General features: G+C 63.0%; 16 protein-coding genes. 6 read left to right on the forward strand and 10 right to left on the reverse strand.

Annotation, left to right across the window (positions count from 1 at the left end; all coding sequences use genetic code 11):
* Positions 1–8: 8 nt before the first annotated feature.
* Positions 9–476 (reverse strand): MaoC family dehydratase, encoded by a 468-nt coding sequence (locus ACX93L_RS03395; protein WP_459403531.1) that lies wholly within the window; start codon positions 474–476, stop codon positions 9–11.
* Positions 473–940: a MaoC family dehydratase gene (locus tag ACX93L_RS03400; protein WP_459403532.1), complete on the reverse strand. Its 468-nt coding sequence runs from the start codon at positions 938–940 to the stop codon at positions 473–475. Before ACX93L_RS03400 ends, ACX93L_RS03395 begins: the two co-directional genes overlap by 4 nt.
* Before the next feature lie 67 nt (positions 941–1,007).
* Between ACX93L_RS03400 and ACX93L_RS03405 the strand changes: the two genes are divergently transcribed.
* The 3 genes from ACX93L_RS03405 (at position 1,008) to ACX93L_RS03415 (ending at position 3,204) form a co-directional block, all read left to right on the forward strand.
* Complete coding sequence (locus tag ACX93L_RS03405; protein WP_459403533.1) at positions 1,008–1,664, forward strand: Crp/Fnr family transcriptional regulator; 657 nt, start codon at positions 1,008–1,010, stop codon at positions 1,662–1,664.
* Between the two features lie 89 nt (positions 1,665–1,753).
* On the forward strand, positions 1,754–1,960 hold the full coding sequence (locus ACX93L_RS03410) for a YgaP family membrane protein (RefSeq protein WP_459403534.1): 207 nt from the start codon (positions 1,754–1,756) through the stop codon (positions 1,958–1,960).
* Between the two features lie 170 nt (positions 1,961–2,130).
* Positions 2,131–3,204 (forward strand): hypothetical protein, encoded by a 1,074-nt coding sequence (locus tag ACX93L_RS03415; RefSeq protein ID WP_459403535.1) that lies wholly within the window; start codon positions 2,131–2,133, stop codon positions 3,202–3,204.
* 45 nt (positions 3,205–3,249) lie between these two features.
* Here ACX93L_RS03415 and ychF read toward each other — a convergent pair whose 3' ends face one another.
* Positions 3,250–4,353, reverse strand: a complete 1,104-nt coding sequence (gene ychF, locus ACX93L_RS03420) for a redox-regulated ATPase YchF (RefSeq protein WP_169586934.1) — start codon at positions 4,351–4,353, stop codon at positions 3,250–3,252.
* Between the two features lie 191 nt (positions 4,354–4,544).
* Between ychF and clpS the strand changes: the two genes are divergently transcribed.
* Positions 4,545–4,856, forward strand: coding sequence for an ATP-dependent Clp protease adapter ClpS (clpS, locus tag ACX93L_RS03425; protein WP_169586936.1), 312 nt, complete (start codon positions 4,545–4,547; stop codon positions 4,854–4,856).
* 3 nt (positions 4,857–4,859) lie between these two features.
* On the opposite strand, the gene ACX93L_RS03430 is transcribed toward clpS, so the two are convergent.
* From ACX93L_RS03430 to ACX93L_RS03460, 7 genes are all read right to left on the reverse strand, one after another.
* Positions 4,860–5,789, reverse strand: a complete 930-nt coding sequence (locus ACX93L_RS03430; RefSeq protein WP_459403536.1) for an oxygenase MpaB family protein — start codon at positions 5,787–5,789, stop codon at positions 4,860–4,862.
* A gap of 68 nt (positions 5,790–5,857) precedes the next feature.
* Positions 5,858–6,316, reverse strand: a complete 459-nt coding sequence (locus ACX93L_RS03435) for a GNAT family N-acetyltransferase (RefSeq protein WP_459403537.1) — start codon at positions 6,314–6,316, stop codon at positions 5,858–5,860.
* A 24-nt stretch (positions 6,317–6,340) separates the two neighbouring features.
* Positions 6,341–7,273 carry a 50S ribosomal protein L3 N(5)-glutamine methyltransferase gene (gene prmB / locus ACX93L_RS03440; RefSeq protein WP_459403538.1) on the reverse strand — a complete coding sequence of 311 codons (933 nt, stop codon included), beginning with the start codon at positions 7,271–7,273 and terminating at the stop codon, positions 6,341–6,343.
* Between the two features lie 91 nt (positions 7,274–7,364).
* Positions 7,365–8,099, reverse strand: coding sequence for an aminoacyl-tRNA hydrolase (gene pth / locus ACX93L_RS03445; protein ID WP_459403539.1), 735 nt, complete (start codon positions 8,097–8,099; stop codon positions 7,365–7,367).
* An 85-nt stretch (positions 8,100–8,184) separates the two neighbouring features.
* Complete coding sequence (locus ACX93L_RS03450) at positions 8,185–8,907, reverse strand: substrate-binding periplasmic protein (RefSeq protein WP_459403540.1); 723 nt, start codon at positions 8,905–8,907, stop codon at positions 8,185–8,187.
* A gap of 32 nt (positions 8,908–8,939) precedes the next feature.
* Positions 8,940–11,312, reverse strand: coding sequence for an EAL domain-containing protein (locus ACX93L_RS03455; protein ID WP_459403541.1), 2,373 nt, complete (start codon positions 11,310–11,312; stop codon positions 8,940–8,942).
* 221 nt (positions 11,313–11,533) lie between these two features.
* Positions 11,534–12,130 carry a 50S ribosomal protein L25/general stress protein Ctc gene (locus tag ACX93L_RS03460; RefSeq protein ID WP_459403542.1) on the reverse strand — a complete coding sequence of 199 codons (597 nt, stop codon included), beginning with the start codon at positions 12,128–12,130 and terminating at the stop codon, positions 11,534–11,536.
* 327 nt (positions 12,131–12,457) lie between these two features.
* Here ACX93L_RS03460 and ACX93L_RS03465 point away from each other — a divergent pair, with 327 nt between their 5' ends.
* Entirely contained in the window at positions 12,458–14,551 is a 2,094-nt protein-coding gene (locus tag ACX93L_RS03465) for a putative bifunctional diguanylate cyclase/phosphodiesterase (RefSeq protein WP_459403543.1), read from the forward strand.
* Positions 14,552–14,686: 135 nt separating this feature from the next.
* Complete coding sequence (locus tag ACX93L_RS03470; RefSeq protein ID WP_459403544.1) at positions 14,687–15,646, forward strand: helix-turn-helix domain-containing protein; 960 nt, start codon at positions 14,687–14,689, stop codon at positions 15,644–15,646.
* The last annotated feature ends 105 nt before the right edge of the window (positions 15,647–15,751 follow it).

Below are 15,751 nucleotides of genomic sequence, written 5' to 3' on the forward strand. Positions count from 1 at the left end.
TGCGTCTCCTATTCGAATTCGAGGATCTTGGTCCTGAAGCGCAGGACCGTCTCGCCATCCTGGTTCACGCCTTCGCCGATCCCGGTGTTCAGGATGAGGCCGGGACGCGAGGCAAGCGGGCGGCTCTCGACGCTGGTGAGGCTATAGGTGATCGTGTCGCCTGCATAGACAGGCTTCAGCCACTGCAACTGTTCGAAACCGGGCGAGGGGCCGAGCTTGGGCGGTGCGATGCCTTCTTCGGCGAGGCGTTTGACCTCCTTGCCCCAGAAGTCGATGAAGCAACGCATCCATCGGGCGCAGGTGTGCCAGCCGGAGGCGCAGAGAGCGCCGAACACATAGGTTTTCGCCGCTTCGGGATCGGTATGGAAGGGCTGGGGGTCGAATTTCTCGGCAAAACGGATGATGTCGTCGGCCGTAAATGTGCGGGTGCCGGTCTCGACCCTGTGGCCGGCTGGATAGAGTTCGATCATCTTCACGCGGCATTCTCCTGCGGACGCAGGCGGAACATCACCGAGTTGACCGAGCGCATCACGGTTTCGCCGCGCTGATTCTCCAGCCGGTGTTCGAAGGTGACGATGCCGATATGGGGCCGCGAGCGCATCGGCCGCGCGGCGGTGACAGTGGAGCTTCCGGTCAGCGTGTCGCCCGCGAGCACGGGCTTCTTCCATTCCATGGTGTCGATCCCCGGGGCGCCTTCTGAATGGGCCGCCAATAGATAGGAATCGATCATCATGCGCATGAACATCGCGCTGGTGTGCCAGCCGGAGGCCGAGAGGCCGCCGAGGATGCTTGCCTTGCCTGCTGCTTCCGACAGGTGCATCGGTTGCGGGTCGAATTCCCTCGCAAATTCGATGATTTCTTCGGCGATTGCGGTTTTTGGTCCGAGTTCGAAAACCCTTCCGACCGTAAAATCCTCAAAATAGAGTCTTGGCAATGGCATGCAGCATTTCCTTGCGGGCGTTTCCGTGCAGAATGGCGCCCGACAACGGCAAAGACAAGGAGGAGCCATGGGCGGGTGGATCGATCACACACCTTTCCTGTCGATCCTCGATGCGGAGGCACGGGCGGCTCTCGAAGGGCTGAAGCCGCAGCACGTGCCCGATCGGACCACGCTGTTCCGGCCGGGCGACGAGGCGCAGGCCTTCGTCATCCTGATTTCCGGCCGGATCGGCGTTTATCTCAGCGGGCGGGGCGGGCGCGAACTGCTGCTCTATGCCGTCACCCCGGGTGAGACGTGCGTGCAGACCACACTCGGCGTTCTGGGTGGTGCGCTCTACACCGGCGAGGCGATCGCCGAGACGGACCTGGTGGCGGTCATGGTGCCGCCGGCGATGTTCGAAACGTTGATCGCGCGGTCCGCAAGTTTCCGTGCCTTCGTCTTCCGCGCCTTTGCCTCGCGTCTCGGCGACCTGATGTTCGTGCTGGAGCAGGTGGCCTTCGTCAAGGTCGAGCAGAGGCTTGCCCGGGCACTGCTCGACCGGGTAGGGGCGGGTAACGTGGTCGAGACCACGCATCAGGAGCTGGCGGTGATGATCGGCTCGGCCCGCGAGGTGGTTTCACGCCGGCTCGAGGCGCTCGTGTCGAAGGGTGTGATCGCCAATGAACGCGGCCATGTCCGCGTGCTGGACCGGAGCGAACTGCAGCGCATGGCGAGTGCCGACTAACTCTTACGGCCGGTGACTAAGTCACTGAACGCGCCGGGGCTTTCGCTATGCTTGGGTATCGCAACCGTTTTCGCCCGAAAGGAAAAGTCATGTTCACCAAGAATGTCGGATCCGTCGACCGCATCCTGCGCATCGTCGTCGGCCTCATCGTGCTGTCGCTGTTCTTCATCTATCCGGGTGCGCCGTGGCGCTACTTCGCGTTGATCGGCATCGTGCCGCTGCTCACCGGCCTGTTCTCGACCTGCCCGCTCTACTCGATCCTCGGCATCTCGACCTGCCCGATGAAGAAGGTCTGAAATCGACGAAATCACGTTCGACCGGACCCGTCGGCTTGCCGTCGACGGGTCTTTTTGTGTCGGAGAGCAAGCCCTCGAACCGTTCCGACGGTATTTCGTGCCCGACCTCTGGTCGCGATGATGCCAGACGCGTATCAATCGTCCATTGATTGCTGACGAGGGTATGTTTCGTGGATTCCGATCTGAAGGGGCTTCTTTCCGGTGCGAGCCGGGAGGGTATCATTACCGAGGCGCAGGCGGAGAAGCTGCTGGTCTATATTGATCGAGGCCGATCCGTGGCAGCCGAGGGCATCCGCGAACCCGTTGGCGACACCGAGACCCCGCGTTTCGTGCGCGGCTTTCACGACGTGCTCATCACGATCGGCATCGTCATCGTTCTGGCCGGCATCTGGGGCGTCGGCACATTCTATGCGGCGCTGCCGGCCATCGTCATACTGGCCGAGGTGCTGGTGCGCCGCCAGCGTCTCGCGCTTCCTGCCGTTGCGCTCACCGTCGCCTTTGTCCAGTGGATCGCGGTTGTCACAGCCTTCGCGCTCGACGTCGACAGCGAAGGGTTCAGCCCGATCGGCTATGCCCTGTTCTATGTCCTGCCATTCCCTGTGCTTCTGGCGGTCTTCCACTGGCGCTACCGGGTTCCGTTGTCACTGGCGCTTTTCTTCGTTTCGGCCTGTTCGCTCGGCCTGATCCTGATCTTCTATCTGATCCAGATGGCGACGGGGGATGCGAACTTCGTCCTCAATCACCCGACTTTTACCTCGGTCATCCTCCTGGCGGCGGCGCTCGCCCTGTTTGCGCTTGCGCTGAGTTTCGACCTCAGGGATCCCGCGCGGCAGACACGCAGTTCGGACGTGGCGTTCTGGCTGCATCTTGGTGCGGCACCGGCACTTCTTTACGCGATGCTGTCCTTCGTCTTCATGGGCGGCATCAGCGATCTGGGGACCTTCCCGGAGAATGCCGGAAACGGCGAGGCGTTCATGGTGGTGGTGATCGTGACACTGTTCATGGGTATCGGTCTGGTGATCGACCGACGCGCGTTCGTGACGTCCGGGCTGCTGTCGCTCGGTTTCGCGATCTACAAGCTCTTCGAGACGGCCGACATGGAACTCGACGTCTACATCTTCGTGACGCTCCTGATCGTCGGGCTGGTGGTGCTGACCATCGGTGTCGGCTGGCCGTGGTTCCGCCGGATCGTCGTGTCGGGGCTTCCGCAGCCGCTCAAAGAAAAACTGCCGCCTCTTCGGTGAAGGGCGGCAGTCGCTGTCCGTATCCGATGTCCGGCCAAGCCGGTTTCAGGTGTTGAAACGGAAGTGGATGACGTCGCCGTCGTGGACGACGTATTCCTTGCCTTCGTCGCGGCCCTTGCCGGCTTCCTTGGCGCCGACTTCGCCCTTGTAGGCGATGTAGTCGTCATAGGAGATGGTGAAGGCACGGATGAAGCCGCGTTCGAAATCGGTGTGGATGACGCCAGCGGCGGCAGGCGCCTTGGTGCCGCGCACGATCGTCCAGGCGCGGCATTCCTTCGGGCCGACGGTGAAGTAGGTGATGAGGTCGAGCAGGTGGTAGCCGGCGCGGATCAGCCGGTCGAGGCCGGCTTCGTCGAGGCCAAGGGCGGAGAGAAACTCGGCGGCTTCCTCTTCCGGCAGCTGGGCGACTTCCGCCTCGATCGCGGCCGAGATGATGACGCATTCGGCGCCCTGTTCGGCGGCCATTTTTGCCACCGCTTCGGTATGCTTGTTGCCGGTTGCGGCGTCGGCCTCGGCGACGTTGCAGACGTAAAGCACCGGATGCGAGGTCAGGAGGTTCAGACCCTTGAGGATCTCGATCTCTTCGGGCGCCAGCGTCTTCAGGAGGACGCGGGCCGGCTTGCCTTCGTTCAGGAGCTTGATGACGGCTTCCATAACCGGCAGCTGGGCGGTCGCATCCTTGTCTTTGCCGGTGGCGCGCTTGCGGGTCTGCTCGACGCGGCGCTCGAGGCTTTCGAGGTCGGCGAGCATCAGCTCGGTCTCGATCGTGTCGGCGTCGCCGACCGGATTGATCTTGCCTTCCACATGGGTGATGTCGTCATCCTCGAAGCAGCGCAGCACGTGCACGACGGCGTCGACTTCGCGGATGTTGGCGAGGAACTTGTTGCCGAGGCCCTCGCCCTTGGATGCGCCGCGCACGAGGCCGGCGATGTCGACGAAGGAGATGCGGGTCGGGATGATTTCCTTGGAGCCTGCAATGTCGGCGAGCTTCTTCATCCGCGGATCGGGAACGGCCACTTCACCGGTGTTCGGCTCGATCGTGCAGAACGGATAGTTGGCGGCCTGCGCCGCCGCCGTCTTGGTCAGCGCGTTGAAGAGGGTGGACTTGCCGACATTCGGCAGACCGACGATACCGCATTTGAAGCCCATGGCTCTGATACCTGCTCAGCTTGGAATTTTCGTTGACCACGCGTATGGGATAAAGGAGCCATGCGGTCAAGGTCTTCGGCGGAGACCGGCCGGTTCCTGGCCTGATCGACGGACGAAGGCTCTGGGTTTATCATGACAAGAGGCCGGTCTTCGCGACTGCCGGCCCGGGTCATCGACGGACGAGGTTTCCGATGACGGACAGCGATACCGCTCTCAAGCCGAAGACAGTGACCAAGCCGAAGCCGGAACGGCCCCGGCTCTACAAGGTGCTGCTGCTCAACGACGACTATACGCCGCGGGAGTTCGTGACGATGGTGCTCAAAGCCGTGTTCCGGATGAGCGAGGAGACCGGTTACCGGGTGATGATGACCGCCCACAAGTTCGGCACCGCCGTCGTGGTGGTCTGCACCCGCGACATCGCCGAAACGAAGGCGAAGGAGGCGACCGATCTCGGCAAGGAGGCCGGCTTCCCGCTGATGTTCACCGCGGAGCCGGAGGAATAGCGTTCAGGTGTCGGTGCGGCGGTAGAGATAGGTGTCGGGCAGTCCGAGACGCCTGCAGGCCTGAACCGGCGCCGAGGACGGCAGCAGGATCCGCTCGGCCACGAAGGCGGTTCCCCGCACCATGGCGCGTTGCGCCGGCGTCAGCTGAAAGGCGTGCTGGAGGCCGAGCCGGTCGCGCACCCAGCCCGGAAGCAGCTCGACGGCGGCCTTAATGAGCAGCGTCTGGAAGGGGCGAAACAGGCGTGGCAGGACCTGGACCTTGCCGACGATGTCGAGAAACTCGAACACCACGTCCGATCTCACCAGCCGCGCCCGCATCACCTCGAACAGCATGTTCATTTCCGCGACCGAGCTCGGCGCGTTGGTCGCGCCGTAGAGGAGGGCTGCGGGCTTTCCCTCTGCAAGGAAGCGGTTGCGGGCTGCGTCGGAGAGGGGCCGTGCGTAGCGGTGATAGGCCTCCATGAAACCGAAGGCCGCGGTCGCCTGGACCCAGTCGAGCAGGATCGGATCATCGGCCCTGTAGCTTTGTCCGTCGCTTGTCGTGCCCGCCACCGTGCCATGCCGGCGGTTGACGCCGGCGATCATCACCTCGGCCTTGCTGCGGGCACCGTAGACGGTCACCATCGCGGCAAGCCCGGTGCGCTGCATGCGGGTCAGGGCATCTGCCCGGAAGCTGCTGTGCTGCCAGACGCCATCGCGCACATGCGGCTCGGCGAGCTCGAGCAGCACGGCGGTGATCCCACCGATGAAGACCGTCACGGGATTCTTGAACACCTGCCACGAGATCGAATCGGCAGGCGCCAGGGCTTCTTCCCCCGCCGGCGTGGTGAAGTCGAAGGTCATGCCCTGCGGCTGGGAGAGCTTGAGGACCAGTCCGTCGAGCCTGCGGCTCAGGGGGCGGGGCAGGGGCAATGGCGAAAGGGCAAGGTACATGAGGAACCTCCAGGGCATTTCAATGCAGAAGCGCCCTTCGTTGTTCCGCATCGTACGGGACGCCTTGCCTAGCGGGATGGGATCCGGCGCACCTCCAGCCCGTGTTTCGTCATGTCGAAGCCGCAGCTCCGGTAGAAGTCGAGAGTGCCGGGCTGCTTTGCGCCGGTCATCAGGCGAACGGCGTAGCAGCCGGCCGCGAGCGCGGCGTCAATGGCCGCCTGGACAGTTCGCCGCCCAAGTCCCGTGCGCCGGTGCCCGGCGTCAGTGACCACATTCTCGATGAAGGCATAGGGCATACCGCCGCGCGTCAGGTTGGGCACAACGATCAGCGTGCAGGTGCTGGCGAGGACGGTGCCGGCGAAACCACCGAACACCGTCATCCCGTCACGGCGGAGTATTTCAGCGAATTGTGTCTCGGCCAAGACCGGAGAGAGGGGTAGATCGTTCTCGACGAGCTGGCGATAGAGCGCCAGCAGGCCGGTAAGATCGTCCTGGTCCAAAGCGCGGACCGAGATTTCCTCCGCCATCGGATCGCTCTCCCCTTCGTGGCCTCACTTGCCCTTCTTCGCCTTCACGCCCAGCGCTTCCGCGCTGATCCAGAAGACCGCGTCGGCCTCCTCGGTGGTTTCGACCCAGAGGAAGTCGAGATCCGGGAATTCGGCCTCAAGGATGTCGCGACCGCGGCCGATTTCGCAGAGCATGCCGCCACCGGGGTTGAGGTGCTTCGGGGCTTCCGCAAGCAGCGTGCGGACGAGGTCGAGGCCGTCCTCGCCGCCGTCATGGGCCATCACCGGTTCGGCGCGGTATTCGGCGGGGAAGGCGTCGAGCGCCTCGTGGTCGACATAGGGCGGATTGGTGATGATGACGTCGAACTTGCGGCCGGCGAGGGGGGCAAACAGGTCACCCTGATGCAGAGTCAGCTGATCCTGCAGGCCGTAGGCCTCGACATTCTTCTCCGCGACGGCAAGCGCATCCGCCGACAGGTCGACCGCATCGACGGTCGCCATGGGGAAGAAGCGGGTCGCAAGAATGGCGAGGCATCCCGAACCGGTGCAGATGTCGACGACGCTTTCCACGGCATAGGGATCGGGCAGGAAAGTCGAATCGAGCTCGCTGGCATATTCGTTGAACAGGATCTCGCCGATATGGGAGCGGGGAACGATCACCCTCTCATCGACGAAGAAGCGCATGCCCTGGATGTAGGAGCGCCCGGTCAGGTAGGCCGACGGCTTGCGGGTCGTGACGCGGGCCTCGATGCGTTCGGCAAGCAGCTTGCGCTCCGCCGGCAGGAGCCTGGCGTCGAGGAAGGGGTCGAGCGTGTCGATCGGCAGGTCGAGGCTGTCGAGCACGAGGAAAGCGGCGTCATCGACGGCATTGGTCGTGCCGTGGCCGTAGCTCAGTCCGGCAGCGTTGAAGCGCGAGATCGCGTAACGCCAATAGTCGCGCAGGGTGGCGAGGTCGTTGGTGATGTCGTGGTTCGCCATGATGGGTTCCTGCCTTCGGTTCATTCTGGTGGTGACGGCCGAGGGGCGGCTGCGCCCTGCCGTATTTGGGTTTTCGTCGGATGTTGTCGGATCAGTCGGATTTCGGGCCGAACATTCTCTTGAGCATCTCGGCCATCGGCCCCGTCTCGGGCAGCTTCTTCGGCTGCGCGCTGTTGCGGGCCTGATGGATATGCGACTTGCCTGTCTTCTGGGGCGCGTCACCGGCCTTCTTCTGAGCCGGCTTTTCCGCCTCTTCCTTGCCGCCGGTCGCGAGAGCCAGCTTGTTCATCAGCTTGCCGTCGTCGCCCTTGACCAGCATGTCGGCATTGTCGGCGATGGCGTCGAGCAGCGGGTCGAGCCAGGTCCGGTCGACCTTGGCGAAATCGCCGAGCACATGGGCGTGCACCCGGTCCTTGTCGCCCGGATGGCCGATGCCGAGGCGCAGGCGGCGATAATCCTTGCCGCAATGGGCGTCGAGGGATTTCAGGCCGTTGTGGCCGCCGTGCCCGCCGCCGGTCTTGAGGCGGACCTTGCCGGGCGGCAGATCGAGTTCGTCGTGCACGGCGACGATGTCGGCCGGGCCGAGCTTGTAGAAGCGCATGGCCTCGCCGACCGAATCGCCGGACAGGTTCATGAAGGTCTGCGGCTTCATCAGCAGCACCTTCTCGCCGGCGATCTCGCCCTCGGCGATCTCCGCCTTGAACTTCTTCGACCAGGGCGAGAAGGAATGGCGCCGGTGGATGGCATCGACCGCCATGAAGCCGATGTTGTGGCGGTTGTCCTGGTACTTCGCCCCGGGATTGCCGAGTCCCGCTATGATGATCATGAGCCCGTGTCCGTCGATTTCTACGCGTGACCCTCTCAGCACAGCGAAACGGGCGCGTTGTCAACCCGCCCGGACGACGGAAGCCTCACTGGCCGAGCGGCATGCCATATTTGACGAAGATTTCGCGTTGGGTTCCGTCGGCGATCAGCTTGTCGAGGCCGGCCTGCATTTCGGCCAGCAGCGCATCGGGGAAGTTGCTGTTGCAGGCAACCGAGAACTTCTGTTCCGAAAGCACGAACAGGGCCTCGATCGCATTGCCTTCGGCCAGCAGATCTTCGTAGTACTTCTCCGAGATCGGCATGAGATCGATGCGGCCGCTCATCAGCTTCTTGAAGGTGAGCTTCAGGTCGGCCGCGAGGTCGATCTTGGGGAAGCCGTTGCGCTCCAGGAGGTCCTGCGTGTAGTCGTTGCGCTGGGTGCCGACCACGTATTGGCGGGCTTCCTCCACGGTGCGCGGCTTGAGGCCCGACGCCTTGTTGGCGATCATCACGTTGCGGTCGACGGCGAGCGGCTCTACCCATTTGAACCGCTTGTCGCGCTCGGCGATGTGAGCGGTCGTGAAGACGCAATACATCGTCTCGCTCTCGGCCAGCGAAAGCGCCCGCGCCCAAGGCATCATCTCGACCGTGTAGTCAGCCTTGACGGACTTCATCAGCGCGACGACCTGGTCATAGCCGACGCCATGATAGGCGCCACCTTCACGGAAATTGTAGGGCGGATAGTCTTCGGTGGTGAAATGGATGGTGGTGTCGGCGGCGGTGGCGGCGCTGGCCAGCCCGATCGACAGGAGAAATGCGATGACTTTCATATGCACTTTCCTTCCTGATGCTGACGTGGGGTTCAGGCGACCGAGCTCTCGCGATCCTGTTCACCTGCTGCTTCGATGAGGCGTGCGACAGGCTGGGGTCGGGCAAAGAGATAGCCCTGGCCCTTGTCGACGCCGAACTGTTCGAGGATGTCGCGCTGCTCCGCCGTCTCGATGCCTTCGGCGACCACCGTGCATTCCATCTTGTGGGAGATTGCGGTGATGCCTTCGACCAGCATCCGGCTCTTGTGGCGCAGTTCCGGTTCGCCGCCAGTGAGCGAGCGGACGAAGGACTGGTCGATCTTGACGATGTCGACCGGGAAGCGGTTGAGGTAGCTGAGCGAGGAATAGCCGGTGCCGAAATCGTCGAGGGCGATCCGGCAGCCGAAGCGGTTGAATTCGTCGAGAATGGTGCGGATCTGCGGGTTGTCGTGCAGCAGCGTCGCCTCGGTGATTTCGATGACGAGGCGATGCGGCGCGATGCCGTAGCGCGTGGTGAGCGCGGCAAGCCGGATCGGCAGTGTCGGCTCGAACTGCAGGGGCGAGAAGTTGATTGCCAGATAGGCTTCGTTGTCGCCTGTCGCCTTCGAGACGCGGACCAGGTTGGCGAGCGCCTTGTCCAGCATGCAGTTGCCGATGCGGATGATCGCGCCGGTCTCTTCGGCGACGGTGATGATTTCACCCGGCGGGATGGTGCCCTTTTCCGGATGTTCGAGGCGCATCAGCGCCTCGTAGCCGACGACCCTTTCGCTGGCGAGATCGACGATCGGCTGGAAATAGGCGTCGAACCAGTCGTCGGCAAGCGCAGTCTCGATGTCACGCTCGATTTCGGCGCGCTGGCGGGTGGTGTCCTGGATCAGCGGATCGTAGAGCACCGCGCCGTTCTTGCCGTCGCGCTTCTTGCTGTACATCGCCATGTCCGACTTCTGCAGCAGTTCGGCGGCATTGCTCGCATGGCGCGGATAGAGCGCGACACCGACGCTGGCGCTGAGGCGAACGGTTGCACCGTTCACGTGAAGTGCCTCGTCGAAGATGCCGCACAGGCGGTGGCTGAGCTCGAGGGCGTCGTGCTCGACGTTCGGCGAGCGCAGCAGGATGGCGAATTCGTCGCCGCCGAGGCGGGCTGCGACCGAGTCCTGCGGGAGCAGCGGTTCCATGAGATCGACCAGCAGGCGCAGCACGGTATCGCCGGCCTGATGGCCGAGATTGTCGTTGATCCACTTGAAGCGGTCGAGGTCGATGAAGATGCAGGCAAGTTCCCCGCCGGCCGCATCGGTCTTGCGGATCTCGGCGTCGAGCGCATTCTCGAAACCCTGGCGGTTCATCAGGCCGGTAAGGTGGTCGGTGATGGCCTGGCGATGGTTGCGGGCTTCGGATTGCTTGAGCGCCGTGACATCGGTCATGACGCTGAGGGACAGTGCATTTTCGCCGCCTGCGCCCTGCTTGCTTGCTTCCATGATGAGAACATCCATCAGGCTGCCGTCGGCGCAGACGAACTTCGTCGTGCATTCGACAACGGACCGATCTCGATTGCGGCGATGCTTGCGCTCGAGATAGGCCGTACGTGCTTCCTCGTCGAGAAGGTCGGCGAAGCGGCGGCCGAGCACTCGGTCGCGTTCGTAACCGGTCGCGAGCAGCCAGTAGTCGCTGACGCCGGTGATGCAGTCGTGCTCGTCGAGCGAGAACAGCATTGCGGGCGTGAGGTTGTAGATGTCGGTGGTGCGGCGGTGGGCAAGCTTCAGCTCGCGCTCTTCCTGCTCCAGCTGGATCTGCATGGCGTTGAAGCTCTTCGCCAGCCTGCCGATTTCGTCGTTGGAATTCCAGTCCACGTGGTGCCGCGAACCGAGCTGGCGGGTCGCCTCGATCGCGGCGGTCAGCTTCATCAGCGGCTGGATGATCATGATACGGTTGCCGAAGATCGCGCCGGCGACCACGCCGAGAACGGCGACGATGAAGATGCCGATGAGGATCAGTTCGGCATGGCGCAGCGACGAGAAGGCGTCGAAGCGGCCGTAATAGATGGTGATCGTGCCGACCGACTTCGGGCCGTCGAGGCCTTCGTAGAAGATCTCGCGCGACATCGACTGGACGCCGTTCTTCGGCCAGTTCGGCAGCGGCGGCATGGAGACGTTGATGCCGCCGGAGGCGTCGCGCACCTGAACCTTGCTGACGGCATTGGCCGAAACGATGGTGGCGGCAATCTGCTCGACGCTTTCACGGTCGAAGTCCCACATCGGCTTGGCAAGGGCCTGAGAATTGGCGGCAAGCAGGATCTCGACATGGTCCTGCAGTTCCTTGGCCGCGCGTTCTGACGACAGTGTCAGGAACAAGGCAAAGAGCGGCACCACCAGAATGAAGACGATGATCGCGACAATGGCCAGGAATCGGCTTTCGATCGACCGAGTCATGCCGCCAAGGCTCCATCAATTTTCTGACGGCCCGTGATTCCTGCCAAGTCTCCAAGCTCCCCAACGCCGAACAAATCGAGGAGGAAGCTGTCACATATTTATTAAATCTGGCTAAAGCGTCGGCGCAAAATCTTCTCGCCGGGATGATGCCGCAGGCGACAAAAAAATCCCGCCTCCGGGGAGGCGGGATTCTCAAACGACTGAGATCCAGTCGAATTCGATCAGGCTTCTTCGGCCGTTTCGGTTACACCACCAGCCGGAGCGACGATCGTGGCGATCGTGAAGTCGCGGTCGGCGATAACCGGGGTAACACCAGCCGGAAGCTTGACATGCGAGATGTGCAGGCTGTCGCCGATCTTGTGGCCGGCGAGGTCGACGGTGATGAATTCCGGAATGTCGTTGGCCGGGCAGTGCAGCTCGACTTCGTGACGAACGACGTTCAGAACGCCACCGATCTTGATGGCCGACTTGTCTTCGTTGATGAAGTGAACCGGAACTTCGACGGTGACCTTGCTGTCAGCGGAAACGCGCAGGAAGTCGACGTGCATGGTGAAGTCACGGACCGGATCAAGCTGGTAGTCCTTCGGGAGGACGTTGATCTTCTCGCCGTTGACGTTGATCACCGCGACGGTGGTCATGAAACCGCCGGCGTGGATGCGCTTCGTCACTTCGTTGGTGTCCAGCGAGATGGCAATGGGGGCCTGCTTGTCACCATAGATGACAGCGGGAATCAAACCGTTGCGGCGAAGTTCACGGGAGGACCCCTTACCTACCCGTTCGCGCGCCTCGGCCTTGAGCTCGTAAGAAGTGTGGCTCATGGCTTTACCTTTCGATGTTATTTGGAGAGTCTCGCCGACGCCTTCTTGGCGTCCGTCGAAACCGGAGGTTCTTTGAGGAACCTCATCCGCGTTGCCTCCAAGGGTGTCTACACGGACGGGCGCGCTATAGAACAGAAGGGCCGGAAAGGCAAGCTTTGCCGGCAATATTCCGGATATCCGCGCGTGACGCCGTTCTGGTGCAGACCGAAGCCCATACCATTCCCTGCCGGGATTGTGCGAGAGGCAAAGCGGTAACCATTCGCCGCAAGCCTTTCGAAATTGATGTTCGTTATATGGGGAGTCCTTAATATACGCTGGCCGGAGCCAATGCTGAACATCCTTACCTGCATCGCGATCGATCACGATCCGGTCTTTCTCGTTTCTGCCGTCGCAATCTGCGTCTTTGGCTCCCTGCTGACCATGCGGCTGTTCGGCCGGGCGCGAAGCAATCGCGGCGTTGCGCGGCTCAGCTGGCTGGCGTTGACCAGCGTGATCGGCGGCTGCTCGATCTGGACCACGCATTTTGTCGCGATGATGGGTTATGAAACCGGGGTCGCGGTCGGCTTCGAGCCAATGGTCACGCTGGTTTCACTGGCAAGCGCCGTGTTCGTGACGGCTGCGGGTTTCTCGATCGCGGGGTTTACGGCTCGCGGCCCGCTGATCGAGACTGGCGGGGCAGTGGTCGGTCTCGGCATAGCGCTGATGCATTATCTCGGCATGTCGGCCTATCAGGTTCAGGGGCATCTGGAGTGGGACCAGACCTATGTGGCGGTCTCTCTGGTGCTTGCCGCGCTCTTCGGTGCCATTGCCACCAACAGGGTCGCCCGGCCGGTGACGCGTTTCTGCCGCTACGGCGGCACGGCGGGTTTCATCCTGGCGATCGCGGCGACGCATTTCACCGGCATGACCGCGGTCACCGTCGTTGCTGATCCGGGCGCTGCGCTGCCTTCTCATATCCTGAATGAGGGGATCATGACCGTCGTGGTGGTGGCGATCACGGTCGTCATCCTGACGCTCGGCGCGACCACCTATGTCATCGACATGCAGGCCACGCAGGCGAGCCTCGCGCGCTATAGGCACCTTTCACTTCACGATGCGCTCACCGGCTTGCCGAACCGCACCGGCTTCCTCGAACATGTCACCCAGTTGCTGGTCCGTCCCGACGGCCAGATCGCGAAGCTGGCGATCCTCACCTTCGACCTCGACCGGTTCAAGGAGATCAATGATGTCCACGGGCATGCCGCCGGAGACCATGTGCTCCGTACGGTTGCGCAGCGGCTGTCGGCCAGGCTGCGCGACGGTGAATTCCTGGCGCGTACCGGCGGCGACGAATTCGTCGCTGTCTCCACGCGCTACTTCAATCGCGGCGATGCGATGCAACTCGCCCAGCGCTTCATTCGCGAGATCACCCAGCCGATCGTCTGGAAAGGCGTAACCGTCAGTGTCGGGTCGAGCTTCGGCATTTCGGTCTACCCAGACAACGGCGAAACGCTCGACGACCTGCTCGCCCAGGCGGACGTCGCGATGTATCGCGCGAAGGCGACCGGCACCAACGAAATCTGCTTCTACGACATGTCGATGGACCGCCAGGCCCGCGAGCGCAATGCGCTTGCGATGGAGATGCGCAGTGGCCTGGAGCGCGGTGAGTTCGAGCTGGTCTACCAGCAGCAGAACAACGTGAAGTCCGGCGAGATCGTCGGTTTCGAAGCGCTGTTGCGCTGGAACCATCCGGGCCGGGGCAGGGTCCCGCCGAGCGAGTTCATTCCGATTGCGGAGAAGACCGGCTTCATCCTGAAGCTCGGTGCGTGGGTGCTCGAGGAGGCCTGCCGGGAGGCCGCGAGCTGGGCGCGGCCGCTCCGGCTTGCCGTAAACGTAGCGCCGCAACAGCTCGCAAAGGACAATCTTCCGGGACTGGTGGGAGAGATCCTCGAACGGACCGGCCTGCCGCCGCACCGGCTGGAGCTTGAGATCACCGAATCCGGCATCGTCGCCGACCAGCAGCATGCGCTTCAGGTCATCCGACAGTTGAAGGCGCTCGGGGTGAAGATCGCGATGGACGACTACGGGACCGGTTACTCATCGCTTTCGACCCTGCAGCTGTTTCCGTTCGACAAGATCAAGATCGACCGTGCCTTCATCGACGAGGTGGTGACCAGCCGCCAGTCCGCCGCCATCGTGCATTCCACGCTGATCCTCGCGGCAAGCCTCGACATTCCGGTGCTCGCCGAGGGCGTGGAGAATGCCGAACAGCTCGACTTCCTGCTCGATGCCGGGTGCGAAGGGGTGCAGGGCTTCTACTATGGCAAGCCGCTGACGAGGGCAGAGGTTGACGAGCTCGTTCGCGGGCCGCAGCCGGCGGCGGCGACGGTTCCGGTGGGCGAAAGCGAAGGTTCCGGGCCATCGGAGAAGAGGGCGGCCTGAGGCGGGGACGTTGCTGCAAACGATGTGTCGCAGAAGTGCGACATATGGCGCGATGGATGTGGCTGGCCGGTTGTCTTAGATAATCGTGATTGAAAGATTTCTCCTTCGCATGCATGATCGCTTTGGGAGGAGCAGATGCGTCAGCAATCCAGCCATTCGGACTTGGTCTATGCGACCGCGTCTCAGAATTCTGCGGCCGCCAGTTCGCCGATTGCCGCTTCGTGGCGGCGCTGCCTCAATGTCCACCAGCTTGCGCCCGAGGAAGGCCGCAAGCCCGTGATTGCCGACGAATCCATGTTCCGCTCGGCCCGCGAGCGCATGGAGCACGTCGTCATGGCATGTTCTGACGAGGTGGACCGTCTCTACCAGACCGTTGGTCGTTCCGGCTGCTGCATCGTGCTCTCCGACCGCGATGGGGTGGTGCTGGACCGGCGGGGCGCCGCGGGCGACGATGCGGAGTTCCGCGCGCTCGGCCTGTGGCAACAGAATGTGTGGAGCGAGGCGAGCGTCGGTACCAACGGCATCGGAACCGCCCTTGCCGACGAGCGGACGGTTATCATCCACCGCGACCAGCATTTCCTCAGTTCCAATATCGAGCTCTCCTGTGCCACGGCACCGATCCGCGACCATCTGGGCCGGGTGACGGCGGCGCTCGACATCTCGACCTGCCGCAATGACGTGAACGACATGACGCTCACGATCCTTTCCCAGGCGGTGCGGGACGTCGCCGCGCGCGTCGAGGCGACCTTGTTCCGCCAGGCCTTCCCCAGCGCCCGCATCATCATGGTGCCGACTGCCAATGCGGCGACCGCGGCACTCATTGCCGTCGACTACGACGATCTCATCCTCGGTGCCACCAGGGCGGCTCGCGCCGTCCTGAAGCTCGATGACCAGCGCATCGCGCAGGGGCTTCCTGCGGCGGACGCGCTGCGCGAGGGAAGGGGAGAGCCGGGGTCGGATCTGGATGACGCGGAACGCGCTGCCCTGCGCCGCGCGCTCTCGCGCACAAACGGCAATGTCTCGCAGGCGGCCCAGTTCCTCGGCATCAGCCGCGCGACCCTCCACCGCAAGATGAAGCGCTTTTCCCTGCAATAGGCCGCGCTTTTTGATATGTCGCATAACTGAAACAGTGTGCGCTGCGGTATGAAAACGGGTGTCTATCGCCCAAGCCGAAAGCCCGCAATCATCCTCTCACCGGTC

The organism is Rhizobium sp. CAU 1783, assembly GCF_054551725.1.